The 24,449-nt window shown below is 62.3% G+C and carries 19 protein-coding genes and 1 pseudogene; 16 read left to right on the top strand and 4 right to left on the bottom strand.

What is annotated here, in order from left to right; translation table 11 throughout:
- Positions 1–5 precede the first annotated feature (5 nt).
- Positions 6–1,574, top strand: a complete 1,569-nt coding sequence (locus tag APH34_RS13080) for a Wzz/FepE/Etk N-terminal domain-containing protein (RefSeq protein ID WP_054901440.1) — start codon at positions 6–8, stop codon at positions 1,572–1,574.
- An 11-nt stretch (positions 1,575–1,585) separates the two neighbouring features.
- Positions 1,586–2,392, top strand: coding sequence for a CpsD/CapB family tyrosine-protein kinase (locus APH34_RS13075; RefSeq protein ID WP_054901439.1), 807 nt, complete (start codon positions 1,586–1,588; stop codon positions 2,390–2,392).
- A 52-nt stretch (positions 2,393–2,444) separates the two neighbouring features.
- On the opposite strand, the gene galE is transcribed toward APH34_RS13075, so the two are convergent.
- From galE to APH34_RS13060, 3 genes are all read right to left on the bottom strand, one after another.
- Positions 2,445–3,407: a UDP-glucose 4-epimerase GalE gene (galE, locus tag APH34_RS13070; protein WP_054901438.1), complete on the bottom strand. Its 963-nt coding sequence runs from the start codon at positions 3,405–3,407 to the stop codon at positions 2,445–2,447.
- Positions 3,408–3,519: 112 nt separating this feature from the next.
- Positions 3,520–6,111, bottom strand: coding sequence for a glycosyl hydrolase family 5 (locus APH34_RS13065; protein ID WP_054901437.1), 2,592 nt, complete (start codon positions 6,109–6,111; stop codon positions 3,520–3,522).
- Positions 6,112–6,116: 5 nt separating this feature from the next.
- Complete coding sequence (locus APH34_RS13060) at positions 6,117–7,643, bottom strand: O-antigen ligase (RefSeq protein WP_054901436.1); 1,527 nt, start codon at positions 7,641–7,643, stop codon at positions 6,117–6,119.
- 94 nt (positions 7,644–7,737) lie between these two features.
- Here APH34_RS13060 and APH34_RS13055 point away from each other — a divergent pair, with 94 nt between their 5' ends.
- From APH34_RS13055 to APH34_RS13000, 13 genes and pseudogenes are all read left to right on the top strand, one after another.
- Complete coding sequence (locus APH34_RS13055; protein ID WP_054901435.1) at positions 7,738–9,114, top strand: oligosaccharide flippase family protein; 1,377 nt, start codon at positions 7,738–7,740, stop codon at positions 9,112–9,114.
- 101 nt (positions 9,115–9,215) lie between these two features.
- Positions 9,216–9,410, top strand: a complete 195-nt coding sequence (locus APH34_RS13050) for a twin-arginine translocation signal domain-containing protein (protein WP_054901434.1) — start codon at positions 9,216–9,218, stop codon at positions 9,408–9,410.
- Positions 9,407–10,873, top strand: coding sequence for an FAD-dependent oxidoreductase (locus APH34_RS13045; protein ID WP_054901433.1), 1,467 nt, complete (start codon positions 9,407–9,409; stop codon positions 10,871–10,873). Before APH34_RS13050 ends, APH34_RS13045 begins: the two co-directional genes overlap by 4 nt.
- Before the next feature lie 145 nt (positions 10,874–11,018).
- Complete coding sequence (locus APH34_RS13040) at positions 11,019–11,636, top strand: acyltransferase (protein ID WP_054901432.1); 618 nt, start codon at positions 11,019–11,021, stop codon at positions 11,634–11,636.
- Positions 11,629–12,585: a glycosyltransferase family 2 protein gene (locus APH34_RS13035; RefSeq protein ID WP_054901431.1), complete on the top strand. Its 957-nt coding sequence runs from the start codon at positions 11,629–11,631 to the stop codon at positions 12,583–12,585. Before APH34_RS13040 ends, APH34_RS13035 begins: the two co-directional genes overlap by 8 nt.
- Before the next feature lie 8 nt (positions 12,586–12,593).
- Entirely contained in the window at positions 12,594–13,118 is a 525-nt protein-coding gene (locus APH34_RS13030; RefSeq protein WP_054901430.1) for a serine O-acetyltransferase, read from the top strand.
- 58 nt (positions 13,119–13,176) lie between these two features.
- Complete coding sequence (locus APH34_RS13025) at positions 13,177–14,154, top strand: glycosyltransferase (RefSeq protein ID WP_054901429.1); 978 nt, start codon at positions 13,177–13,179, stop codon at positions 14,152–14,154.
- A gap of 7 nt (positions 14,155–14,161) precedes the next feature.
- Positions 14,162–15,073 (top strand): annotated as a pseudogene (locus APH34_RS30350) (DUF535 family protein); the annotation flags it as partial.
- Positions 15,074–15,457: 384 nt separating this feature from the next.
- Complete coding sequence (locus APH34_RS30345) at positions 15,458–17,164, top strand: glycosyltransferase family 4 protein (protein WP_371263305.1); 1,707 nt, start codon at positions 15,458–15,460, stop codon at positions 17,162–17,164.
- Between the two features lie 50 nt (positions 17,165–17,214).
- Complete coding sequence (locus APH34_RS13015) at positions 17,215–18,417, top strand: glycosyltransferase (protein WP_054901428.1); 1,203 nt, start codon at positions 17,215–17,217, stop codon at positions 18,415–18,417.
- The gene (locus tag APH34_RS13010) at positions 18,414–19,601 is read left to right on the top strand and encodes a glycosyltransferase family 2 protein (RefSeq protein WP_054901427.1); all 1,188 of its coding nucleotides are present in this window, start codon (positions 18,414–18,416) and stop codon (positions 19,599–19,601) included. The genes APH34_RS13015 and APH34_RS13010 overlap by 4 nt, the downstream gene beginning before the upstream one ends.
- The gene (locus tag APH34_RS13005) at positions 19,601–20,392 is read left to right on the top strand and encodes a WecB/TagA/CpsF family glycosyltransferase (protein WP_054901426.1); all 792 of its coding nucleotides are present in this window, start codon (positions 19,601–19,603) and stop codon (positions 20,390–20,392) included. Before APH34_RS13010 ends, APH34_RS13005 begins: the two co-directional genes overlap by 1 nt.
- A gap of 158 nt (positions 20,393–20,550) precedes the next feature.
- On the top strand, positions 20,551–21,972 hold the full coding sequence (locus APH34_RS13000) for an undecaprenyl-phosphate glucose phosphotransferase (RefSeq protein WP_054901425.1): 1,422 nt from the start codon (positions 20,551–20,553) through the stop codon (positions 21,970–21,972).
- Here the strand turns inward: APH34_RS13000 and APH34_RS12995 are convergent.
- A complete protein-coding gene (locus tag APH34_RS12995; protein WP_054901424.1) occupies positions 21,966–22,913 on the bottom strand; it encodes a LysR substrate-binding domain-containing protein in 948 nt (315 codons plus the stop codon). The genes APH34_RS13000 and APH34_RS12995 overlap by 7 nt on opposite strands.
- A gap of 146 nt (positions 22,914–23,059) precedes the next feature.
- On the opposite strand from APH34_RS12995, the gene APH34_RS12990 reads away from it, so the two are divergent.
- Entirely contained in the window at positions 23,060–24,439 is a 1,380-nt protein-coding gene (locus APH34_RS12990) for an L-serine ammonia-lyase (RefSeq protein ID WP_054901423.1), read from the top strand.
- Positions 24,440–24,449: the final 10 nt, after the last annotated feature.

The following is a 24,449-nucleotide window of genomic DNA, read 5'->3' as shown; positions in this document are numbered from 1 at the left end:
CCACTATGAAGTCCGAGTACGAGCTTTCCCTCAAAGATTACATCGCCATCATCAAGGACCGTGCCTTGTTGCTGGGGGTGAGCATCGTAGTCATTCTGGCGGCGACCGTGGGTGTCGCAATCAGTGTGCCGCCCATCTATCAGTCTACCGGCACCATCCTGGTGGAGTCGCAGCAGATATCCCCGGATCTGGTGTCGGCGGGCAACAACAGCTTCGCCGACGAGCGCATCGAGGTCATTCGCCAGCGCGTCATGACCCGCGAGAACCTGCTGCGCATCATCGACAAGTACAGCCTGTTCGCCGACAAGGGCAGGCAGTTCAGCGAGACCGACAAGATCGACCAGATGCGCAATGCGATCGTGGTCGCCACGCTCAGCACCTTCATCAAGGGGCGGGGTGAGGCCACGGTGGCCTTTACCGTGTCGTATGAGGACAAGCGCCCGGAGGTTGCCAAGGAAGTCGCTGACGAACTGGTCACGCTGTTTCTCAATGAAAACATCAAGCAGCGCACCGAGCGGGCTACCGAGACCACCGAATTCCTGAGCCAGGAAGCGAACAAGCTGGGCGCCGAACTGGCCGACCTGGAAAACCAGCTCGCCGATTTCAAGCAGGCTCACGCCAATGCCTTGCCGGAGAACCAGCAGTTGCGCATGAGCATGCTGTCGCGCGCAGAGCTGGAGTTCCGCGAAGTGGACCGCGACTATAAGTCCGCTCAGGAGGAACTGCGTTACCTCGAGCTGGAACTGTCGGCTGCCAATGCCGGCGTGGCCACCCCGGCGGCCGGTAGCCGGTCGGCCGCGGTGGACCAACCGCAGGACCTGGCCAGCCTCAAGGCCGAGTATGCCCGCCTGTTGACCCGGTACAAGGAAGCGCACCCCGATGTGCAGGCAGTCAAGCGCAAGATCGAGCTGCTGCAGGCCTCCGGCGACAAGGGTATTGCCGCTGCCGCAACGTTGAACCTGGATGCCGCCAGGGTGCGCACCAAGATGGCAGCGGCGCAGTCACGCATCGCCTCCCTGGCTGATCAGAAACGTCAGCTGACGGCAAAAATTGAAAGTTACGAGGCGGACATCCTGCAAGCCCCGCAGGTCGAGCGTGGCCTGATCACCCTGATGCGTGACCACGACAACGCGCGCAAGAAGTACGAAGAAATCCGCAACAAGGAAATGGGCGCGAAGATTACCGAAAGCCTGGAACAGGAGAACAAGGCCGAGCGCTTCGTGCTTTTGGAGCCACCGCTGATGCCGGAAAAGCCGGTCAAACCCAACCGCAAGAAGATCGTCGCCCTTGGCCTGGTGCTCGCTCCCGCCGTAGGCGGTGGCCTGGTGATGTTGCTGGAGATGCTCAACCAGCGCGTTCGCGGTGTTGGCGCCCTGGAGAACGTGCTGGGCAAGCGTGTGCTGGTCGCTGTGCCGTACATCCCCACCCAGGCGGACCTGGCTAAGCGCAGGAAGTGGCGCCTGCTGCTGATCATCGCCGGGTTGGTGCTGGTTGCAATGCTGATGCTGGTCGTCCATCTGTTCTACATGCCGTTGGACGTCCTGTTGTTTAAAGCTATGGCTCGGTTTGAATAGGGAATGCAGCGATGGACAGAATTACGCCGGCTATTGGAAAGAACATTCATCAGGTATCCCCCACGCCCATTGAAACGCCAAAGGCGCCGCTGGTGGCGGAAAAGCCTGAACCGTTGGGGCAGTTCGATTACGTGCAGACCAAGGTGGTGCCGCTGCGTGCGGAGCACCTGGAGCGTAACCGGATCGTCTCGTACAACAAGAACTCCAACTTGAGCGGGGCCATTGACCTGCTGCGCACCCAGGTGCTGCAGACCATGGAAGAAAATGGCTGGCGCACCCTGGCGATCACCTCGCCGACCCCCGAAGCGGGGAAGACGGTGCTGGCGGTCAACCTGGCCATGAGCATTGCCCACCACACCACCAAGACGGCATTGCTGGTGGACTTCGACTTGCGCCGGCCACGGGTTGGCAGCAGCCTGGGCCTGCCGATGGAAAAGGCGCTCAACGAACTGCTTAGTGGCAAGGCCTGGCTCGAGGAAGTGCTGGTTAACCCAACGCTGCCGCGTTTTGTGGTACTGCCTACGCGTGAGCCGATTCCGATGTCCACTGAAATGCTGTCCTCGCCCAAGGTCGACGACCTGATCACCGAGCTGCGCGACCGTTATGACTCGCGCATCTGCATTTTCGACCTACCGCCACTGTTGAGCTCCGATGATGCGATCACCGTGCTGCCGAAGTTCGACTGCGTGCTGCTGGTGGTCGCCAACGGAATGAACAGCAAGAAGGATATCGAGGACTGCCTGTACCATCTGGCAACGGCGAACCTGATCGGCGCGGTGTTGAACAAGGCCGACGAGCAGCCGCGCACCTATTATTGAGCCGCTGAGGCTTCGTGCAAGGGCAGGCTGGCAACGCCTGCCTTTGCCGCGCTCATTGCCAAGGGTACTGGCGTTCCCATTGCCAGGCGTGCAACACAATTTGCTCCAGCGACGCATGCCGAGGCCGCCAGCCCAGCACAGCCTTGGCCCGTTCTGCATCGGCCACCAACCGTGCGGGGTCGCCCTCGCGGCGTGGTGCGTCGACCACATCGATGGGCCGCCCTGTGACTACCCGAGCGGTATCGATGACCTCCTGCACCGAAAAGCCGAGCCCGTTACCGAGGTTGAACGCGGTGCTGACGCCTCCGGCCAGCAGATAATCCACGGCCAGGGCGTGCGCGGACGCAAGGTCCGCCACATGCACATAGTCGCGAATGCAGGTGCCGTCCGGCGTATCGTAATCATGGCCAAATACTGTGATCGCTTCCCGCCGCCCAGACGCCGCCTGCAGGATCAGCGGGATCAGGTGGGTTTCCGGCTCATGGCATTCACCCAGAGCCCCCTCAGGGTCGGCGCCCGCCGCGTTGAAGTAGCGCAAGCTCACCGACCTCAACCCGTAGGCACGGTCGAAGTCCTGCAGCATCTGCTCCACCATCCACTTGCTGCGCCCATAGGGGTTGATGGGCGCCTTGGGGTGCTGTTCATCGATTGGCACGTATTGCGGGTCACCATAGACGGCGGCGCTGGAGGAGAAGATCAGGCACTCGATACCTGCGCGCACCATCGCCTCAAGCAGGGTCAGGGTCGCTGCGACATTGTTCTGGTAATACTTGGCGGGGTCGCTGACCGATTCACCGACCTGGATGAACGAGGCGAAATGAAAGACCGCATCGAAGGTGTAGTCGGCGAACAGCGCATCCAGCCCTTGGGCATCGGCAATATCCAGTTCGACCCATTCGATGTTCGGCCCCGTGGCCACGGTGTCGGCCACTACCACGTCATGCCCGGCCGCCATCAGGTGCTTGACCATGTGTGAGCCGATGTAACCTGCACCGCCGACAACCAAGTACTTCATCCAATCCTCCTGGAACAGAAGCAGCGTCGAATGCCTGGAAATCAGTAATCCCGTGGCTTAAGTGGCCTTGGCCGGCGTGGAGCATGGGTGCCTTGGCTTTGACTCTAGATGGCTATTTCAAGAACAGCCAATTGGCCATGTGCTGTGCGTCGAAGGTGATGAGGTAGTGGCCATCCTTGTAGGTCGATGCCAGTTTCTTCGCCTGCCCGTCGGCGCTTCGGGCATACAGGTGCAGGCCAGCGGGTGCCTTGATGCTCAAGCGCCCTTCGAGGGGCTCGACGTGGAAGGGGGTCATGTCATCCGGCCTGGGCACAGCGCGGCTGCCCAGTGAAATCAACAGGCTGCGCGACTGGTTGATCGGCTTGGCCTCGAGGCTTTGCACCACGACGCTGGCGTAGGCGGTTTTAAGCTGTACGTTTATATCGGCAAGGCTCAGCGATTGCCCGCCCAGCCAGCCGGTGGCGGCCTGGGTCAGTGGCGTGTCGATGGTGTACAGGCCTTGCTGCCAGTTGCGCCTGAGCTCACCGGTGTCGCTGGTCGACGACGTGGCATCAGCCGCCAGCAGTGACTGGTCCGGGTCGTGCAGCACCTGGGCATCGCCGGGGAGGGCAGCGGGCTGCAACCAGGGCAACGCCGGTGTTTGCGGCAGGGCAATCTGCAACCGGCCCTTTTCCATTGCCGTGCGCAACAGCACCGAGTTGCCCGGGGTGATGGCGCGGTTGAACAACGTTTCAGGGCCAGGCGCAAACACATAATGGGTCTGCGCCGGGCGCACATCCTCGCGGCGGTAGAGCAAGGCTGCGGCGGGGAGGGTGGCCATCATTGCCGGGTCGTTGTAGGCATTCCAGTTGTCGGCCCTGCGCCAGCCTTCAATGAAGGCCTGCTGGCTATAGGCGTACTGCATGATCGCGTCCCAACCCTGGTGGGCAGCGGTACCGGCCACATACAGCGGCAGCGAGTGGCGGTCGGGCAGGGGGAAGGGTTCGGCGTTCCACTCGGTGACGGTCATCGGCATCCCCAGCACCTGGGCCGCGCCAAGCCAGTTGATCATGCCGTCGCTGGTCAGCGGATTCTTTTCCAGTTGGCCGATGCCGCCATAGCTGTGGGCGTCGATCACGTTGCCTGCGGTCAACGCGGGTAACGCAGCCAGGCCATTGCCGCCCCAGGTGCTGGTGGTCACGATCGGGACTTGAACCCCCAGGGTGCGCAGGTGCTCGATCATGTCGACATTGAAACGGTGTTCCAGCTCGTTGAGGAACAGCTTGCCCGGGCCTGGCTCCCAGGCGCGCCAGGTCTTGTCTGCGGGCAGGCCGGTGCGCGCTGCGAAGGCTTTGGCCTGGTCCATGAACAGCCGGTTGTGCTTGGGCACACCTTTGTCCGGCAGCAGGGCATTGCCAAAGTGCTGGGTGATGTCGTTTTCGTTGGTAAGCAACACGGCGGCGATTGCCGGCTCATCCTTGTATGCAAGCCCCGTGTAGGCGTTCACGTGGGTGAGGTACTGCTCGGCAAAACGCTTCATCGCCTGCTGCAGGGTGGTGTTCACATAGGCATAGCCCTTGATACCGGCATACTGCTCACCTTTGGCCAGCTCGTCGAAGGCATAGATGCCGTCATCGCGGGTGACGATGCGCTCCACATGCAGGTCGAGCCAGACATACACCCCTTCATCCTTGAGGCATTTGATCCACCAGTCGAGCTTGCGCAGCGAGGCTTCACTCAGTTGCTGGGTATTGCGCAGGGTTTTGACGTCGCCAAAGATGTTCGGGCTTACCCAGGGCGAGTCATGGTGATGCAGGCGCACCAGGTTGAAGCCCAGTTCAGAGAGGCGCCTTGCCTGGCGCTTGATCTCGTCGTCGGGGGTGTTGAACAGCGCGTAGGCCGACAGGTTGGTACCCCAGAAACGCACTGGCGTGTTGTCGGCGAACTGCAGCTGCTCGCCTGCAGCCTTGACGAAACCGCGTTTGCCGGCCGGTTTTTCTGGCGCATTGAGAAACGACAGGTCCACCGGTGCAGTGCGCCAGTCGAGCTGGTCGTCTGGCCACTGGTTGGGGTCGGCCAGGCCGAAGCGTTCGGTCGGCGTAGGGCCGGGCGCGATGTCGCCGGTCATGTTCAACACCGCCTTGATCTGCTGTCGACCAGGCGTGATGGGGTTGGTGTAGAAAAAGGCGCGTACCTCGGATGGGTCGCCTCGTTCGAAATACACGTTCGCCAGCGCGGGCTCGAAACGCAGCTCGATGCGCCGTTCAGCTTTACCCCAGGACCAGCCCCGATTACCTGGCAGCAGTACCGGTTCACCCATGTCACCTGCAAACAACGCAGGGTCGAAGCGGAACACCATGCCTCCGCCCATCACGCCGCTTTTCAGGCTGTGGGCGTTCAAGGTGAAGTCCCAGGCCAAGGTCTGCGCCTGGGGCTTGCTGATGTCCGCCGCCAGGTCAAAATCCAGTTGCGGGTTCTTGCCGGTAAGGCTGTAGTTGTACGGGCCGTTGACCTTGAACGCCGTGCCAAAGCCTGTCCAGCTCCAGTCGGCGCCCCAGAAGTCGAACCTGGCGACCATGGCAGGACCGCCGCCGCGGGTCAGCGTGGGCAAGCCGCTTTGCTCATCGACCGTGACGGTCCAGTCCGAAGCCCAGCCGGCCAGCGGTAGCAGCAGGCCGATGCAGGCACAGCCCCGAAGCAGCGGGCGCAAAAGGGAAAAGGTCATGGGCATTACCGGGTCAGAAGGCCGGGGGTGGCAAGTGCTGCGCTCTCGCTGGCCCTGAGCCTGCGCACCATCTGCACATAGGCCATGCCTAGCCCGCCTACCGACCAGTACACCACGGGGATCACGGTGATGCTGCTGACCGTGAAGATGATCACCAGGATGCCGATCAGCGTCGCCAACAGCGTTCGTCCCAGCCGTCGGTGTTCGTCCTCCTTGTCGGGGAAGGTGCGCAAGGCCTTGAAGATGCTCCACAGCACACTGGCAAAGAAGGCGACGAACAGGGCCAGCCCAACCAGCCCGAAGCGCAGCGCCAGGCTGATGTAGCTGTTGACGATGTCGATGATGCCTTCACCCTGGATCATCGATTGCATTTCCGGGGTGCTGCGGAAATCGAACGAACCGAACAAGGGGTTGCGCTGGATGGTGATCCACGAGTTGTCGAGCAGCCGTTGGCGATAGGTGATGTTCTCTTTTTCCAGGTTGCCGACGAATGGCAGCAGGTCGAGCACTTTTTCGCCGCCGGGCAATACCGCCAGCAGCGGCAACGCCAGCAGGCCGGCGCAGGCGAGCAGGGTCAGGCGCTTGACTGCGCCTTTGCCGGTAGCGATGAACACGGCAACGATCACGCCGGCGCCAATCCAGGGCCCGCGAGACAGCGGTACGACCAGCCCTGCGGCCAGCAGCAAGGCGCCCATGTAGCGTTGCAGGCGGTTGCGCACGTAGCCTTGCACGAACAGGAACATGCCAATGGCCACGCTGATGACATAGGCCAGGGCAATGGCCTGGCCGGTAGTGGCACTGGCGCGCAAGGAGCCGCCACGGCTGAGGTAGCTGGACATGCTCCATTTCACGCCCATGGCGCTGATCAGCCCGTTGTACAGCAGCCAGTGACGGGCGAATTCCGCTACGGCAATGATCGCCAGCAGGAAGGCGGCCAGGACGAAGGCGAGCAGGGCATCCTTGAAATCGTCGAGGGTCTTCAGCCCGCGGCTGGCAACGTAATACGGCAGGAACACATCGATATACAGCGAGACCGCCTGGCGCAGGGTGTCGGTGACCGTGGTGTCGCGCAGGTACAGCAGGGTCATCAGTACCAGGCTCGCGGCCAGCAGTTTGTCGGGCAAGGTGCGGCCAAAGCGTACGGTTTCGCTCTGTTTGCTCAAGGCCAGCGCCGTGGGCAGCAGAATGCACACCGTCAGGATGCGTATATGGTTCAGCTCGATCAGGTAATTGATCACGCCAAAGCCGGGAATCTCCACCGAGGCGGGGGGGATGGCGAACAGCAGCATGAAGAACAGGGCCATGGCGTTGTGCTCGCGGCGCCTGGCCAGGAACAGCGTGATCACGGCTGCCGCCGTGTAGACCCAGAAGCTGAACGAGAAGAACGCCAGCAGGGTAATCAGGAACCACAGGTTGCGGCGCCGCTTGAAGTCTCGGTCAGGGATAAGGTCTGTGGCGGGGCGCCGTGCAAGAAAGAACACGACGGTTGCGACAAACAGGATGACGATCAGTGCACGGAATTGTTCTGGCATGGGCTCAGGCACCTATCCCTCGGTGGACGACGGCTAGCGTCATGGCTAAATGAAACTATAGTGACTTCTAGCCATTCAGTCAGAGATTGAAGTCATGCCGTCGATTGATGTGTCAGCAGCCGGTAGTCTTCGCAGGCGTGCGCTGGGCGCCGGGGCTTGGAACCTGGTGTCGCTGCTGGCCTCACAGGTGATGCGCCTGGGCGGCAACCTGATCATGGCGCGTTTGTTGTTACCCGAAATGTTCGGGGTGATGGTCATTGCCACCACCGTCTCCGTGCTCCTTCACTTGCTGTCCGATGTCGGTTTGCGGCAGAACATCATTCAGAGCCCGAGGGGCGACGACCCGTTGTTTCTCAATACCGCCTGGACCGTACAGATTCTGCGCGGCTTCCTGTTGTTCGCGCTGACGCTGCTGCTGGCCCTGGGCGCTTGGTTCAGCCAACTGGCCAATCTGTGGCCGGCTGGTTCCACCTACGCCGCACCGGAGCTGCCGCTGGTACTGGCGGTCACCGGGCTGCAGGCAATCATCTGGGGTTTCCAGTCGACCAAGATAGATGTGGCGGTGCGTACTTTCCAACAGAAACGCGTGGTACTGGTGGAGTTGGCATCGCAGTTCGTCGGATTGGTGGTCATGCTGGTCATCGGCTGGTTTACCCGCTCGATCTGGTCCCTGGTGGCCGCTGGGGTGATTGCCGCACTGGCCGGCACGGTGCTGGGCCACACCGCCCTGCAAGGGCCGGGCAACCGTTTGCAGTGGGACCGCACCGCCCTGACGGAGCTGGTCAATTTCGGCCGATGGATCCTGTTGTCATCGATCGTCGGGGTGCTGGCCATGTATGGCGACCGTATCTGGTTTGGGGCCAGCATGACGGTGGCGGAGCTGGGCGTGTATTCGATTGCCGTGCTGATCCTCGGCTCGATCCAGACCGGGCTGATGAAGCTGTTCGGCGCAGTGGCGTTGCCAGCGTTCAGCGAAGCCACCCGGGACGGCGACCCTGCACGGTTGAAGACGCTGTACGACCGTTTCAAGCTGCTGGTCGACCTGGTCATGTTGTTCGTCTGTGGCGTGTTCCTGACCGCAAGCCCACTGCTGATCAGCTGGATGTACGACGCCCGCTATGCCCAGGCAGGCACGATGCTGGCGATCCTTTCGCTGTCGTTTATCACCTTGCGCTACACCCTGACGCACCAGATCTGGATCGCCTTGGGCTACACCAAATACCAGGCCATGGACAACATCATTCGGCTGGTTTCGCTGTGGGTGCTGTTGCCGGTGCTGCTGGCCATCGGCGGGCCGCGTTACGCAATCTGGGGGGTGGCCCTGCATGCCTTGCCTACCCTGGTACTGATTGTCTATGTCAATCGCAAGCTAGGCATTCTGAACATCAAGCGCGAGCTTGTCGTACTCCCAATGGTCGTTGTTGGGGCAATCTGCGGCGAACTGGTGACGCGGTTTTTCCACTGGCTTTGAAGCCACCTCCACAAATGCAGTGCCACAGCGGTGGGCAGGGTAGCGCATCGCGGATAAGTGACTAGGATTCTTGAGAAAACAATGGCACAGGTCTTGAGATCATGGGGAAGCTTAAGTTTTGTACTCCGCTTTTGGGCCGTAGGGGCTTTCTCCGTAATTGCGCCTTGCTGGGGGTCGGGGGAGCGGTGTTTGGCGCCCTGCCAGAGGTTGCTCGCAAGCCCGCCGAGCCAGTCGGTCATGTGCTGATCAACGGCTGGGTGCTGCCCTCCCAGTACTTCCGGAACGAGCAGGCATGATCCAGGACTACCAGGCGCAGAAAGTGCTGCGCGAGCGCTATGACTTCTGCATCGTGGGTGCAGGGCCGGCAGGTATCACACTGGCCTTGCGTCTGGCGACGGCCGGCTGGAGCGTCGCGCTGCTCGAAGGCGGCGACCAGGCCTATTCGCCGCGCTCGCAAGCATTGTACAAGTGCACCTCGTCGGGCCTTGAGCTGTATGCCGAGGAAACGCGCTTGCGGTTTCTCGGCGGTACCTCCAACCATTGGGCAGGCCGCTGCCGGCCCTTCACCGCCTCAGACTTCGCGGTCACGCCACCGGGCGACTTGCCGGGCTGGCCCATCCCCTATGCCGAGATCGAACGCTACCTGCCGGCGGCCATGGACATCGTCGACTTGCCCCAGGGCGCGGAATTTCATGCGCTCAATGCGGCGTTGGAGGGCGGTGACTTCGACGCCGACCGTTTCCTGCTGAGCCCGCCGACGCGCTTTGCGCAAAAGTACGCAACCGCGCTCAACGAGACGCCAGGGCTCGATGTGTTTCTCAACTGCAACTGCGTGGACCTTGAATTCGACAAGGCCTCCGGCAGCCTCACGGCGGTGCAGGTATCCGACTACGACCTGCACCGGCAACCGCTGCAGGCCACCCATTTCATCCTCGCTACCGGGGCGATCGAGAATGCTCGGCAGTTGCTCAACAGCAAATCGTTACTGGCAGCAGGCGTGGTGAGCGCGGACGGCCTGACCGGGCGCTGCTTCATGGAGCACCTGAACATCGACATGGGCAACTTCATCCTGCAGGACGGGCAGGACACCGGTCAGCACCAGTACTACACCACCGATGCGTTCGTCGCCGAGTACCGCGCCGGTAAAGGCAATGTCACCACCGCCGTGCTCAGCGATGTCAGGACCTACGGCAGAACCGCCGAGGTCAAGCACTTCCTGGAAAACCTGGCCTGTGAAATGGGCGTGGCGAGCAAGATCGAGTTCGTGGCCAAGTTCAGTTGCCCCGGCGATGGTGTCATCAGCACCATGATCGAGCAGTTCCCGAACGTGCAGAGCCATATTTCGCTGCTGGGCGAAAAGGACGCGCTGGGGGTGAGCAAGGTCAACGTCAATTGGGCCTTGAGTGCCAACGACCGCCACACCATCAAGTGCATCGGCAGCGAGTTGGCCAAGCAGTTTGCCGACATGGGGCTTGGCTTCGTCAAGTTGAACGACTTCGTTTACGACACCGCCTTGCCCCTGAAAATACAGCCCCATGCCCACCATATGGGGACCACCCGCATGGCGGCTTCGCCGGAGTTTGGCGTGGTCGACACCAACTGCAAGGTGTTCGGCACCACCAACCTGTACGTGGCGGGCAGCAGCATCTTTGCCACCAGCGGTGCGTCCAACCCGACAATGCCGCTGCTGCAGTTCGCGCTGCGGCTGGCCGACCACCTCGACGAGAAAATGAAGACAACCCGTGGTGCGGTCACATGAGCCGCCAAGGAGTGTGCACAGCTTGATCCTGCAGTGATGGCGCCAAAAAACAAGGGTTGAGTGCGATGCGGTCAGCACCAAGAAGAACGAGACCGAGTTCGCCTCAGGGACAGTCCAGGAAGGGTTTACTTACGAGGCAAACAGCATGTTTGGATGGCTACGGAGCGCCTTGCACCACTATGTCAACGCCACCGGGCGAGGCAGCTCGCTGTACAGGAAACTGTGCAACCCCACGCCCCTGCAATGGGGCACCTACCTGGCGCGGTGGGGCAAGTTTCATTCCATCGGGAACAACGTGCACATCAACTGTGGGTGCTGCGTCACCGACCCGACGCTGGTACGCATCGGCAGCAACGTGGGGTTGTCCGACTGCACGCTGATCGGCCATGACGGTGTGGTGGCTCTGATCGAGGTCTGCTACGGCAAGCAGCTGGACTCTGTGGGCTACATTGATATACGTGACAACTGTTTCGTTGGCCACGGCTCGATCGTCATGCCGCGGGTGACCATCGGGCCTGACTCGGTGGTGGCTGCTGGCGCTGTGGTCACCAAGGACGTGCCCCCGGGCATGGTGGTAGGGGGCAACCCGGCCAAGGTCATCTGTACCACCGAAGAGTTGATCAGGCGGGTTGAAGAGCGTTGCAACAGTTACCCCTGGATAGACCTCGTCAAGCAGCGCAAGGGCGCATTCGACCCGGCGCTGGAACCTACCTTGGCGGCGGTGAGGCGGCAGTACTTCTTTGGGGACGGCAACAATGGATAGAAAGCCGGTCGATGTGATGGTGGTCAATTTCAACACCGGGTCACTGCTGCAGCCCATGTTCGATGCGCTGCGTCGGGCTGGCAGCGAGCGGCTGGCGAGCTACCTGGTGGTGGACAATGCCTCTGCCGACAACTCGCTGGAATGCCTGGCCAACGTGTGCCCCGAAGCACTGCTGTTGAGTAACAAGCAGAACGTCGGTTTTGGCCGCGCCAACAATCAATTGCTGGCCCATCTGCAGGGCAAATACGCCTTGCTACTTAATACCGACGCTTTCGTAGCCAGCGACACCCTGGAGAAAACCATCGCCTACATGGACGCCCACCCTGACTGCGGCGTGCTTGGCGTGCGCCTGGAAGGGCGCGATGGCGACCTGCAGCCCTGCTGTCGATATTTCCCGACGCCGCTGAACATATTCGTTGCGCGGACCGGGCTGGGCCGCCTGTTCCCGGGCTTGCAGATGGTCGATGAAATGGCTTGGGACCACGGTTCAGTACGTGAATGCGACTGGCTGCCGGGGTGTTTCTACCTGGTTCGCCGTGAAGTGCTCGACCAGGTGGGGTTGTTCGACTCGCGTTACTTCCTTTATTACGAGGAGGTCGACCACTGCAAGCGGGTCAAGGAGGCCGGCTGGAAGGTGGTGTTCTATCCCTACACCACCGTTGTGCACATTGGTGGCGAAAGCTCCAAGTCGGTGGCCGAACTGGAGGCTGCCAGCCGCCAGATCTCGGCCTACCAGATCGAAAGCGAGCTGCTCTATTTTCGCAAGCACCATGGCGCCGGAGGGCTTGCGTTGCACATGCTGCTGGTCAGCCTGGGCGACCTGCTGCTGGCGTTCAAGGCGTTGCTCAAAGGCCGTGGCCGGGCAGCCATCAAGGCCTGCTGGCAGCATACCCGAGCCACCTGGTCGTTGCTGTTCAAGACCCGGTTCGCAAGCCAGCCCACACGGTAGGAAAAGCCATGTTCGAGAATATTCGCGCGGACCTGCGTGCACACGGTGGAGATTGGGGCGCCCAGGGCTTCTGGGTGATGCTGGTGTATCGCTTTGGCCGTTGGCGCTATGGCGTGCGCCCGGCGTTGCTGCGCAAGCTGTTCTCGCTGGTCTACAAGGTATTGTTCAAGTTCGTGCAGATCATCACCGGGGTCGAGTTGCCCTGCGAGGTGCAGGTGGGGCGCAATTTCGTCATCGACCATTTTGGCGGCATCGTCATCAGCGGTTATGCCCGCTTCGGTGATGACTGCCGCATCCGCAACGGGGTCGTGGTGGGGTTGAAGAATGTCAGCGAACCCACGGCGCCAGTGATTGGCAACAACGTCGATATCGGGGCCGGGGCCAAGGTGCTGGGCAACATTCGCATCGGCGACAACGTGGTGATCGGCTCCAACGCCGTGGTCCTGATCGATGTGCCGGACAACTCGCTGGCGGTCGGCGTGCCGGCCACCATCAAGGTGCGCAAACACAGCGAAACAGCCGAGTACACATGACCCGGGCAACACGGCCGGGGAGTGGGCATAGGGCGTTCAGGGTGGGTGAGTGAGGCGCATGGTGACAGGTATCGGAGTGGTGATCATCGGGCGGAACGAAGGCCTGCGCCTGGAGCGCTGCCTGGCATCGCTGGCGGGGCAGGCTGACCAGGTGGTGTACGTCGATTCGGGGTCTACCGACGGTTCCGTGCCGCGTGCGCTGAGCCATGGCGTCGACGTGCTGGCGCTGGACATGACGCAACCCTTCACCGCGGCGCGGGCACGCAACGAAGGCTTTACCCGCTTGCAACAGTTGTTGCCCAGCATGCGCCATGTGCAGTTCGTTGATGGCGATTGCGAAGTGGTGGCTGGCTGGCTGGCCAGTGCCCAGGCGTTTCTCGATACCCACCCGGAGGTGGCGGTGGTGTGTGGTCGGCGGCGCGAGCGCTTCCCCGAACGGTCGGTCTACAACTTGCTGTGCGACCTGGAATGGGACACGCCGGTCGGCGAAGCCAAGGCGTGTGGGGGCGATGCGCTGATGCGTGTCGAGGCATTCGTGGCGGTGACTGGCTTTCGCCCGGGGCTGATTGCCGGAGAAGAGCCCGAGCTGTGCGTCCGCTTGCGTGCCCAGGGCTGGAAGATTTGGCGGTTAGATGCCGAGATGACCTTGCACGACGCTGCCATGACTCGTTTCAGCCAGTGGTGGCGACGGACAGTACGGGGCGGGTACGCCTTCGCCGAAGGGGCGTACTTGCACGGCGCCCCGCCCGAGCGGCATTGGCAGCGCGAGTCGCGTCGTGCCTGGTTGTGGGGCCTGAGCATTCCCTTGGCCACCCTGCTTGGGTGTGTACTGTTCGGTGCCTGGGGGTTGCTGTTGCTGTTGATCTACCCGCTGCAGGCCGTGAGGCTGGCCCGCCGCGCCGGCAGGTCGAGGCGGGTGAATTGCGTGCAAGGCATTTTCCTCGTGCTTGCCAAATTTCCTGAGATGGTTGGCCAGGTCAAGTTTCTGCTGGACAGGTTCACTGCCAGCAAGACGCTATTGATCGAATACAAGTGAGATGTCGATGATCTTCAGGTCGTTAGTGAAAAGTCTGCTCACTTTGCAACCCGGCTACTCGCCGCGAGCGTTGAACAACAAGTTCAAGCTGCTGCTGCTGATGGCCCGGCACCGCTCGGCGCTGGAGGTCTTCCTGCAGCGCATGGAGCGTTCGCTGGGTCGCGACGGTTTTGCCGCACTCGGGGTCGACTGCATTGGCGTGGTGCAATGGCCCTACGTCAGCAAGCAGTGGGAGGCACCGCAGCGCCTGAGCGTGGTGGCGTCGCACTACGAGGTGGTGACGCAGCAGTTTCCTTCGTTGTTGCTGCTGGGCCGCGAGCAGTCGCGGGTTCTGGGCGATCTTTCGGCGTATTCCCCGCAGTGCACCCTGGTGCTGGACCGGCCGATCTGGTTCAAGCGCGAAGGGGAGCTGGTGCTGAACCTGTTCCAGGGCGAGCTGCGGGTCGCCTCCTTGGCGTTCAGCCTGTGCCGCAGCGCCGAGGGGCTGAGCCTGTTCATCGGTGCGGTTCAGGGGATACACAAAGGCATCGACAGCGAGACGTCGCTGAACATCTACCGGGACCTGACCAAGGATTTTGAAGGCCTGCGCCCGCGCAGCCTGCTGATCGAGGCCATCAAGTGCCTGGCCAGAACGGTAGGGGCAACGCAGGTGTTGGCGGTCGCCGACCCCTACCGGCACCACCGCCACCCGTACTTTGGCGCCGACAAGGCTCAGGACCTGGCGGCCAACTACGACGTCATCTGGCTGGAAAATGGGGCGCAACCGTCGCAAACGGAGGACTTCTTCCTCATCCCCCTGGCCCCCGCAAGGCGTGCGGCCGAGGATATCGCCCCCAAGAAACGGGCCATGTACCGCCGGCGCCATGCCCTGCTGGATGACCTGTTCGCCCAGGTCGACGCGGCGGTACCCGGCAGCGACGCGGCCAAGCTGTTGAAGCTGCACCGCCAGCGCCTGGGCAGTGCCCTGGTGCTGCCGCAGGACTGTGGCCCTTCAAGCAGCAAGGGCTGGCGTGCCAGGGCGAGTGCATTCATCCGCCAGCTCACCCGTGAACCACGGGCGGACCAGCGCTTTATCGCCTACCTGCGCAAGGCCGGGCTCTATCCCACGTTGAAAAAGGCCTGCCGGGAGTTCCTCAGGCAGGGGCCGAGCCTGCTCTGGAAGCCGGCCGACAGCAAGCGCAAAAGCCTGCCCCTGGCCGACCCCAGCGTTCCGGCCAGCGAGCTGTTCCCGCGGGAAGTGGTACTGATCAGCGAGGTGGGTGCCGGCCTGACATTGCAGGGCCGGCCGGCCCGCCTGCGGCACATGCTGCGCGGGCAGGGCTACAGGTGCCAGGCGGTGGACTGGCACGACCACAGCGCCTGCCTGAATGCCTTGCAGACCTGCGCGGCGGTCATCTTCCACCGGGTCCCGGCCTTTGATCCGGTGCTGCAGTTGATCGAAGAGGCCAAGCGTCTCAAGGTCACCTCCTACTGGGATTGCGACGAACAGATCTTCGACCCGCAGCAATACTGCCAGCGCAATGACGTGGGCGAATTGAGCGCCGAGGTCATTCACAGCCTGATGGCGGCCGTGGCCCTGTACCAGCGGGCGTTGCTGTGCTGTGACCGCGCCATCGCCTCGACGCCGACCCTGGCCATGGCCATGAGCGATGCGGGTACCCGGCACGTCACCGTCGTGGAAAGCACGCCGGGCGTGGAAAGCCAGGAGCGCGAGCAGCTCAGCCAGATTTTCCCGGCGCTGAGCGCTGACCGCACACGTCGGGTACTGTCGGCCAATATCTTCTTTGCCCCCAGAAGCTTCGGCGGCGCCACGGTGGTCGCCGAGCAGATGGCGCGGCTGATGGTGGCTGCTTCGCCTTTCCAGCAGTTCATTTTCACCTCGTTGCCGTCCTCCGACGCCGAACCCTACAGCCTGTTCAGGTATGAGGCGCACGCAGCGGCGGTGCTGGGCATGGGCTTGCCGGATACGCGCACGGCCCGGGAAGACTTCGACAACCCAGCCACCAGTGAAGTGTTCGATGCCGTACTGGCATGCGTCGCGCCAGACCTTGTCCACCTGCATTCGATCCAAGGTCTGGGGGTGCAGTTGGCAGACCGCTGCCAGCAGGCGGGTATACCGTTCGTGGTGACGCTGCATGATGCCTGGTGGATCTGCGGACGCCAGTTCATGATCAACAACCACGGCCACTACTGCGGGCAAACCACGGTGCATGCCGAGATCTGCGCCCAGTGCGTGGACGACCCGGCCTTGAACGTGTACCGCCAGCAGCTGCTGGCCAGCACGCTGGAGAAAGCCAACTTGCTGCTGGCGCCCAGTGCGTTCTGCCGCAACCTGTACATCGCCAATGGCTTCGATGCCGCCAGGATCCGCGTCAACCGCAATGGCATCCTGCCGCCTGCGGCTGGCTACCAGCGGCACCCAGGCAAGACCATCCGGTTTGGCTTCGTCGGTGGCAACGCGACCATCAAGGGCATCGACGTCATCGCCCGGGCATTCGCTTCGCTGCCGCGTTCGGATTACGAGCTGAAGGTCGTCGACAACCTGCTGCACCTGGGCTTTCGCTCGTTCAACCGGCACAGCATCAAGATTCCCGGCCCGGTCAGCATCGTGCCTGGCTACACCCAGGCGAACATGGATGAGTTTTTCTCCGGCATCGATGTGCTGCTGTTCCCCACCCAGTCCAAGGAAACCTTTGGCCTGGCCGTGCGCGAAGCGCTGGTGCGGGATGTCTGGGTGATCAGCACCCATGCAGGCGGTACGGTGGAGGACATCGTCGACGGCGTGAATGGCACGCTCATCCCCCTGAGCGCCAACGAAAAGTACCTGCGCGCCGCGTTGGCCGAGATCCTCGAGCACCCTGAGCGCTACCGGCAGCATCGCAACACCTTCAAGCACAGCATCACCTTGTGCAGCGACCAGGCCCTGGACCTGCTGGGGGTCTATGACGAGGTACTGAGCCTCAGTTCGCCGGCCGGCACGCCACCGTCAGCCCTCAACAGCCTGACATAGCCACTGGGCACAGGTGGCCCTCACTTTCGCCAGCATTGATTTGGATTTCTATGCACATTGCCTATTTCATCAATCAGTACCCGAAAGTCAGCCACAGCTTCATCCGTCGCGAAATCCTCGCGCTGGAGCGCCAGGGGCTGGTGGTCCAACGCATCGCCTTGCGCGGCTGGGACGGCGCGTTGCAGGACGGCGAAGACATCGCTGAGCGTGAGAAGACCCACTATGTGTTGCAGGGCGGCGTGGCGGCGCTGCTGAAACCCCTGTGGCAGGTACTAAGGGCCCAGCCACGGCGTTTTTGTGCGGGCCTGGGGCTGGCCTTGCGCCTGGGTTGGCGCGCCGACCGCTCGCTGCCTTACCACATGGTCTACCTGGCCGAGGCCTGCCGCGTTTTGCAATGGCTACAGGCATCCGGCGCCGAACACGTACACGCGCATTTCGGCACCAATTCTACCGAGGTGGTGATGCTCGCCAGTGCCCTCGGCGGGCCGGCCTATAGCTTCACCGTGCACGGGCCGGAAGAGTTCGACAAACCACAGTTCCTGCACCTGGGAGAGAAGGTCCGGCGCGCGGCCTTCGTCGCTGCAGTCAGCTCCTATGGGCGCAGCCAGCTGTATCGCTGGGTGGCGCACGAGCACTGGCCCAAGGTGAAAGTGGTGCATTGCGGGCTTGAACGGGGCTTTCATGAGGATGCGATCGATAACCCGGCCACGGCGCCGCGGCTGGTTTGCGTCGGGCGCCTGTGCGAACAGAAAGGCCAGTTGCTGTTGATCGAAGCGGCCCGCCGATTGGCCGCCCAGGCGGTAGCGTTCGAACTGGTGCTGGCGGGCGATGGCGAAATGCGCGGCCAGATCGAAGCGCTGATTGCCCAACATGGGCTGCAGGCGCAGGTACGCATCACCGGCTGGATCAGCAGCGCCCAGGTACGCGAAGAACTCCTTGCAGCACGTGCCCTGGTTTTGCCCAGTTTTGCCGAAGGGCTGCCGGTAGTGATCATGGAAGCCATGGCCTTGCGCAGGCCGGTCCTTACCACCTATGTAGCGGGCATTCCCGAGCTGGTGCGCCCCGGGGAAAACGGCTGGCTGTTCCCTGCCGGCGCAGTGGATGAGCTGGCTGCGGCCATGGGCGAGTGCCTGGAACAGCCGGCCGAGGTGCTGCAGCGCATGGGCGAGGCGGCGCGCCAGCGGGTGCTGGAGCGCCATGACATCGATACCGAAGCGGCCAAGCTGGCCCAGTATTTCAAGGTGCCGGCATGATCACCCTGATCGCATGGCTATTGGGCACGCTGGCAGTCCTTATCCTGCTGCCGGTACTGGTGCTGTTCGTTCAGGTACTGCTGGCCTGCCTGCCCGCACGCGCCTGCACGGCGGTCACGGCTGCCAGGCCACGCGTGGCAGTGCTGGTGCCCGCGCATAACGAGGCTGCCGGGATTGTCCCGACGCTGCAAAGCATTGGCGCTCAATTGGCGGACGGCGACCAAGTGCTGGTGGTGGCGGACAACTGCACGGATGACACGGCGGCGCTGGCACGCTCCGCGGGGGCAGCGGTACTTGAGCGCCAGCACGAGCACCTGCGCGGCAAAGGCTATGCCTTGGATTATGGCGTGAGGCACCTGGCCAATGCCCCGCCTGACGTGGTGGTCATCATCGACGCCGACTGCCAGGTGAGCGCCGGCTCCCTGGCGCACCTGGCACAGGCCTGCATGGCCACGGCACGCCCGGCACAAGCGCTGGACCTGATGCGTGCACCGCCCGGCGCCGGGCTCAAGGTACAGGTGGCCGAGTTCGCCTGGCGGGTCAAGAACCTGGTGCGACCCCGGGGCTGGGCGCGTGCAGGCCTGCCTTGTCAACTGATGGGTACCGGCATGGCGTTCCGTTGGCAGGAGCTGGCCACCGCCAACCTGGCCAGCGGTCATTTGGTCGAGGACCTCAAGCTGGGCCTGGATTTCTGCCGTAACGGGAAACCGCCGCTGTTTTGCCCGCTTGCCGAGGTGACCAGCCAGTTCCCGCTGAGCCAGGAGGGCCTGAGCAGCCAGCGAACGCGTTGGGAGCATGGGCACCTGGGTGTGCTACTGAGCGAAGGGCCGAAACTGATCGCAACCTCAGTCAGTCAGGGTAACGGGCTGTTGCTGGCTATGGCCCTGGACCTGCTGGTGCCACCGCTGGCTTTGTTGACGTTGGCCCTGATGGCCATCTTCACGCTGTCGTGGTTGGCCTGGGCAGTGTTCGGCATCCTGTTGCCGGCGCTGATCGCCACCTGTGCGCTGGCCCTGCTCGGGAGCGCAATACTGCTGGCATGGGGGCGGTTCTCAAGGGAGGTTATCCCGTTTTCGGTATTGCTCTACGCGCCGCTGTACGCGGCCAAGAAGATCCCCTTGTATGTGGGGTTCCTGATCAAGCGCCAGGTCGAATGGGTGCGGGCCAAGCGGGACGATGACTGATGGGCGAGCAGCTGTGGCAAACACGCTGGAACACCGTGCTGGACAACGTGCAGGTGGTCAATGACCCGGCCGATGAACAGCGGTTGCTGGCAGCCTTGTCAACGCCAGAGCGTGCAACCGTGCTGGGTTTCGTCAATGCCCATGCCCTCAACCTTGTGGCAGGCGATGGCGAGTTCTGCCGAACGCTGGCGGCTGCCGACGTCCTCTTGCGCGATGGTTCGGGCATGGCAATTTTGTACCGGCGCATCGGTTTGGCACCAGGGCTCAACATGAACGGTACAGACTTTATTCCCAGATTGCTGGCGCGCTACAAGGGTCGGCGCGTCGCCTTCTGGGGCACACAGGAACCTGCGTTGTCCGCCGCGGCTGCGCGCAGCGAGGCGCTGTGGGGCGTAAAACCGGTGTCGCTGCACGATGGTTTTGCCGAGGTTGACACTTACCTGGCCCTGGCGCAGGCGCTGCAGCCGGAACTGATCGTGCTGGGCATGGGCATGCCCAAGCAAGAAGCTGTCGCTGCCAGGTTGGCCGCCAGTGGCGTGCCGTGCCTGATTGTCTGTGGCGGGGCAATCCTGGATTTTCTCGGTGGCAAGGTTGCCCGCGCACCGGGTTGGTTGCGCCGTCTGGGGGGCGAGTGGGTATTTCGCCTGGTGAAGGAGCCGAGGCGGCTGTTCATGCGCTATGTGGTCGGTAACCCGATGTTCCTGCTGCGTACAGGGATGTTCAGCCCAAGGCCTGCCCCTGGCGGCGAAGATAAAAGGCGGGGAAACAGCCAAAACCGAAGGCACAGGTGAATTGGGCCGCGCAGCAGGCAGAGTACTGCTACAGTGATATCAACTGTGTTCACGCAGGTAACGGCAAAGCCCCGTTCGGTCTATGTAAAGAGTGGGTGTTGTTATTGTTCTGATTACGTGAAATGTACGTGCTGCGCTTACTGTCACGAGGTCTGAGAATGGTGTTCGAACCCAGAAGCAGTCGTTCTTTGCTCCAGCGCAGAAGCAGCGTGAGTAACGCCATTCAGGCGGGCCTTGACGGTATTGCAGTGACCGGGGTGGCGTGGTATTTGATTTACGACCAAATCGGTTATATCACGTCCGATTACGTCATCATGCTGCTGTTGCTGATTGGTGCATTGGCCGTCATTTACGACCATTACGCCATCTACCGAACTAACGTAGGGCTGTCCATCAAAGCGTTCAGGCTGTTCAAGGCCTGGTCGGCAACCTTTTGTTTTCTGGTGGTGCTGGCGTTCCTCACCAAGCAGAGCGAGAGCTATTCGCGGATGGTGGTGGGGCAGTTGTTCGTCATTGGTTATGTCGTTCAACTGTTTCTGCACTATGCCGTGCGCGAGGTGCAAAAACGTTTCACTGCCCATGCCCGCCTGGACAATGCGCTGATTATCGGCGCCGGGGATCTTGCAAACTTTCTTTATCAAAAGATCAGTAATAACCCGTGGTTCGGCGAACGGGTTGTCGGGTGTGTGCTGATTGACGAAGTTGCTGAGCAACATAAAGAGAGCGCTGAAATAAAACAGCGCCTTTCGGTATTGGGGCATATTTCAAAGTTGGATGAAATTATTGCCCAGCATGCGATCAGGACGGTCTATCTGGTTACCCCGCTGGGCGGTTCGGAAGTGATTAATGATGTCTACCTGAAGTTGCTTGACAAGTGCATTGCAGTGAATTGGGTGCCTGATATCTTTTCACTGCGCCTGATCAACCACAGTGTGCGCGAGATTGCCGGGATACCGGTGCTGACGTTGTCGGAAACGCCGCTCACTGGCATGAGCCTGTTCCTCAAGAACCTCGAGGACCGTGTGCTCGCTGCGGTTATCGTGCTGTGTGCATCACCCGTGTTGCTGGCCATTGCCTTGGCCATCAAGCTCGACAGCCCGGGGCCGGTGTTCTTCCGCCAGGAGCGGACCGGCTGGACGGGTGAATCCTTCCGTATCTGGAAGTTCAGGAGCATGCATGTGCATCAGCCGGATGACGGTGTGGTCAAACAGGCACAGAAGAATGACCCTCGGTTGACCCGGGTGGGCGCTTTCATCCGCCGCACCAGCCTGGATGAACTGCCGCAACTGTTCAATGTACTGACCGGTGAGATGTCCCTGGTGGGGCCGCGCCCCCATGCGCTGCAACATGACACGCTGTACTCGCAGGATATCGTCGACTACTTCGCCCGCCACAACATCAAGCCGGGCATGACCGGCCTTGCACAAGTGCGTGGGTTCAGGGGCGAAACCAAGGACATCGAACAGATGATCCAGCGCGTCGACTCGGACATCGAGTACATCAACAACTGGTCGCTGTGGCTCGATTTCGTGATCCTGGTGCGCACACTCAATGCGTTTACCGGCAAGCAGGCTTATTGATCGCTGGCCCCCAACGCATGCAACCCCCTGAAGCCTCGTGCTTCTTCCACCAACCAGTCGTGCACCGCCCGCGCCCCGGGCTGGCTCAGCCCACCCGGCGGGTAATGCACCATGTACCGTTTGTGGTTGGCGATCGGGTTGCCAAAGGGCACGATCAATGCGCCGCGTTCCAGTTCGTCATTGAGCAGCGTGCGCCGCGCAATGGCCACGCCGATGCCAGCGATCGCCGCCTCGATGGTCAGGTGGTTGCGGTTGAAGGTATGGCCACGGCGCACATCCAGCCCGCCGGCACCGATGCCTTCGAGGTAGAACTCCCACTCGGCGTATTCCGAACTGCCCCGCCAGGCGGTGATGTCGTGCAGCAGCGGGTAGTGCACCAGGTCTGCCGGGCCATGTAGCGGCGGGCGGCCGCGCAGCAGCGAAGGAGAGCAGACCGGAAATATCTGTTCGTCCAGCAAGGGCGTCGAAAGCATGCCGGGGTAGCTGCCATCGTTCAGGTCGATGGCCAGGTCAAAGTCGCCCGGGTGCAAGGCTTGTGCGCTGTCCTCGGCCACCAGGCGTAGCTCGATGTCCGGGTAGCGTTGCTGAAAGCGGGGCAGCCGTGGAGTCAGCCACTTGGCCAGGAACGACGGGATCGAACGCAGGCGCAAGGTGCCACGGATCTCACCGGCATCCAGGCGTAGCAGTTCCGCCTCGATGCTGCCATAGGCGTCGCTCACCGTCTGTGCCAGGCGCTGGCCTTCGGCACTGAGCTCCACCCCGCGGGCCCGGCGCAGGAACAACCGATAGCCCAGGCGCTCCTCAAGTTGGCGCATCTGCTGGCTGACAGCGCCCGGGGTGATGTGCAGCTCTTCAGCGCAGCGGGTAAACGACAAATGCCGTGCCGCGCAGGAAAAGACATGCAGCCAGAAAAACATCTGGCCGTTGAGTTGTCGTCGCATCGTTTAGTTTCGCTAAAGCCTTGCTTAGGAGGTTTCGTTGGTCAACCTCCGTGGAACGGGGCAGTATCGCGCAAATTCGCACTATCGCTCAATTTCCCCAGACAACCGTACAGCGGCGCACGAAGCCGGTGCGGTCAGGCATTAGTATGGCTATCAGTGTTTTCGACCTTTTCAAAATTGGCATCGGCCCGTCCAGTTCCCACACCGTGGGCCCGATGCGCGCGGCGGCGACCTTCGCCCAGGCGTTGCGCGACCGTGGCCTGCTGGCACAGGTAAGCCGCATCGAAGTGCGCCTGTACGGCTCGCTGTCGGCCACCGGGGTAGGGCATGCCACCGACCGCGCCTGTCTGCTGGGCTTGATGGGCCAGTGGCCAGACCGTATCGACCCGGCCACCATCGAGCCGCGCATCCGCCAGGTGTTGGAGGAGCAATGCCTGATGCTCGATGGCAGCCAGCCGCTGGCCTTCGAGTACGGTCGCGACCTGCTGCTGCTGGACGAAAGCCTACCGTATCACCCCAATGCCATGACCCTCGTTGCGTACAACGGGCAGGGCGGGCTGCTGTTCAGCCAGACGTACTATTCGATCGGAGGCGGTTTCATCGTCGAGCAGACCGAGGTCGATGCTCCCCGGCCAGCCGCGGACGAGGTACGCCAGCCTTTCGAATTTTCCAGCGCCGCCGAGCTGCTGGCGTTGTGCAAGGCCCACCGGCTAAGCGTTGCCCAGTTGATGCTGGCCAACGAGTGCGCCTGGCGCCCTGAGGCCGACGTGCGCCAAGGGCTGTTGCGCATCTGGACGGCCATGGGCGAGTGCGTTGACCAGGGCCTGCGTAATGAGGGCACGCTGCCCGGCGGGCTTGGCGTCAAGCGCCGTGCCGCTCGTTTGCACCGCAGCCTACAGGCGCTGGGCAAACCTAACGTGATCGGCTCGACCCTGAGCGCCATGGAGTGGGTGAACCTGTTCGCCCTGGCCGTCAACGAAGAGAACGCAGCCGGCGGGCGCATGGTCACCGCACCGACCAACGGCGCGGCGGGTATTATTCCGGCGGTGTTGCACTACTACATGAAGTTCAACCCCAGCCCCTGTGACGACGATGTGGTGGACTTTCTGCTTGCCGCTGCGGCTGTCGGCATCCTGTGCAAAAAGAACGCGTCCATTTCCGGCGCCGAGGTCGGTTGCCAGGGGGAGGTGGGTTCTGCGTGCGCCATGGCCGCCGCCGGCCTTGCCCAGGTGCTCGGTGCCACACCGCCACAGCTGGAAAATGCCGCCGAGATCGCGCTGGAGCACAACCTGGGACTGACCTGCGACCCGGTGGGTGGCTTGGTTCAGGTGCCCTGCATCGAGCGCAACGCGATCGCTGCGGTCAAGGCGATCAACGCTGTACAGATGGCCTTGCGGGGGGATGGCGAGCACTTCATTTCGCTCGACCGGGTGATCCGCACGATGCGCGATACCGGCGCCGACATGCACGCCAATTACAAGGAAACCTCGCGCGGCGGCCTGGCTGTCGCATTCGTTGAATGCTGACCTGCCAGCC

The organism is Pseudomonas sp. NBRC 111131, from assembly GCF_001320525.1.
Classification (GTDB): Bacteria; Pseudomonadota; Gammaproteobacteria; order Pseudomonadales; family Pseudomonadaceae; genus Aquipseudomonas; species Aquipseudomonas ceruminis.
Note: the sequence above shows the minus strand (reverse complement) of the source record. Positions and strands in the feature narration are given on the sequence as shown.

Excerpts from the sequence above, each read along its gene's own strand:
- APH34_RS13000 (WP_054901425.1), top strand. The coding sequence starts at position 20,551 with ATGGTGTTCGAACCCAGAAGCAGTCGTTCTTTGCTCCAGCGCAGAAGC.
- APH34_RS13035 (WP_054901431.1), top strand. The coding sequence starts at position 11,629 with ATGGATAGAAAGCCGGTCGATGTGATGGTGGTCAATTTCAACACCGGG.
- APH34_RS13050 (WP_054901434.1), top strand. The coding sequence starts at position 9,216 with ATGGGGAAGCTTAAGTTTTGTACTCCGCTTTTGGGCCGTAGGGGCTTT.
- APH34_RS30345 (WP_371263305.1), top strand. The coding sequence starts at position 15,458 with ATGCTGCGCGGGCAGGGCTACAGGTGCCAGGCGGTGGACTGGCACGAC.
- APH34_RS13005 (WP_054901426.1), top strand. The coding sequence starts at position 19,601 with ATGGGCGAGCAGCTGTGGCAAACACGCTGGAACACCGTGCTGGACAAC.
- APH34_RS13015 (WP_054901428.1), top strand. The coding sequence starts at position 17,215 with ATGCACATTGCCTATTTCATCAATCAGTACCCGAAAGTCAGCCACAGC.
- APH34_RS13075 (WP_054901439.1), top strand. The coding sequence starts at position 1,586 with ATGGACAGAATTACGCCGGCTATTGGAAAGAACATTCATCAGGTATCC.
- galE (WP_054901438.1), bottom strand. The coding sequence starts at position 3,407 with ATGAAGTACTTGGTTGTCGGCGGTGCAGGTTACATCGGCTCACACATG.
- APH34_RS13045 (WP_054901433.1), top strand. The coding sequence starts at position 9,407 with ATGATCCAGGACTACCAGGCGCAGAAAGTGCTGCGCGAGCGCTATGAC.
- APH34_RS13010 (WP_054901427.1), top strand. The coding sequence starts at position 18,414 with ATGATCACCCTGATCGCATGGCTATTGGGCACGCTGGCAGTCCTTATC.
- APH34_RS13060 (WP_054901436.1), bottom strand. The coding sequence starts at position 7,643 with ATGCCAGAACAATTCCGTGCACTGATCGTCATCCTGTTTGTCGCAACC.
- APH34_RS13025 (WP_054901429.1), top strand. The coding sequence starts at position 13,177 with ATGGTGACAGGTATCGGAGTGGTGATCATCGGGCGGAACGAAGGCCTG.
- APH34_RS13030 (WP_054901430.1), top strand. The coding sequence starts at position 12,594 with ATGTTCGAGAATATTCGCGCGGACCTGCGTGCACACGGTGGAGATTGG.
- APH34_RS13040 (WP_054901432.1), top strand. The coding sequence starts at position 11,019 with ATGTTTGGATGGCTACGGAGCGCCTTGCACCACTATGTCAACGCCACC.
- APH34_RS13080 (WP_054901440.1), top strand. The coding sequence starts at position 6 with ATGAAGTCCGAGTACGAGCTTTCCCTCAAAGATTACATCGCCATCATC.
- APH34_RS12995 (WP_054901424.1), bottom strand. The coding sequence starts at position 22,913 with ATGCGACGACAACTCAACGGCCAGATGTTTTTCTGGCTGCATGTCTTT.
- APH34_RS12990 (WP_054901423.1), top strand. The coding sequence starts at position 23,060 with ATGGCTATCAGTGTTTTCGACCTTTTCAAAATTGGCATCGGCCCGTCC.
- APH34_RS13055 (WP_054901435.1), top strand. The coding sequence starts at position 7,738 with ATGCCGTCGATTGATGTGTCAGCAGCCGGTAGTCTTCGCAGGCGTGCG.
- APH34_RS13065 (WP_054901437.1), bottom strand. The coding sequence starts at position 6,111 with ATGACCTTTTCCCTTTTGCGCCCGCTGCTTCGGGGCTGTGCCTGCATC.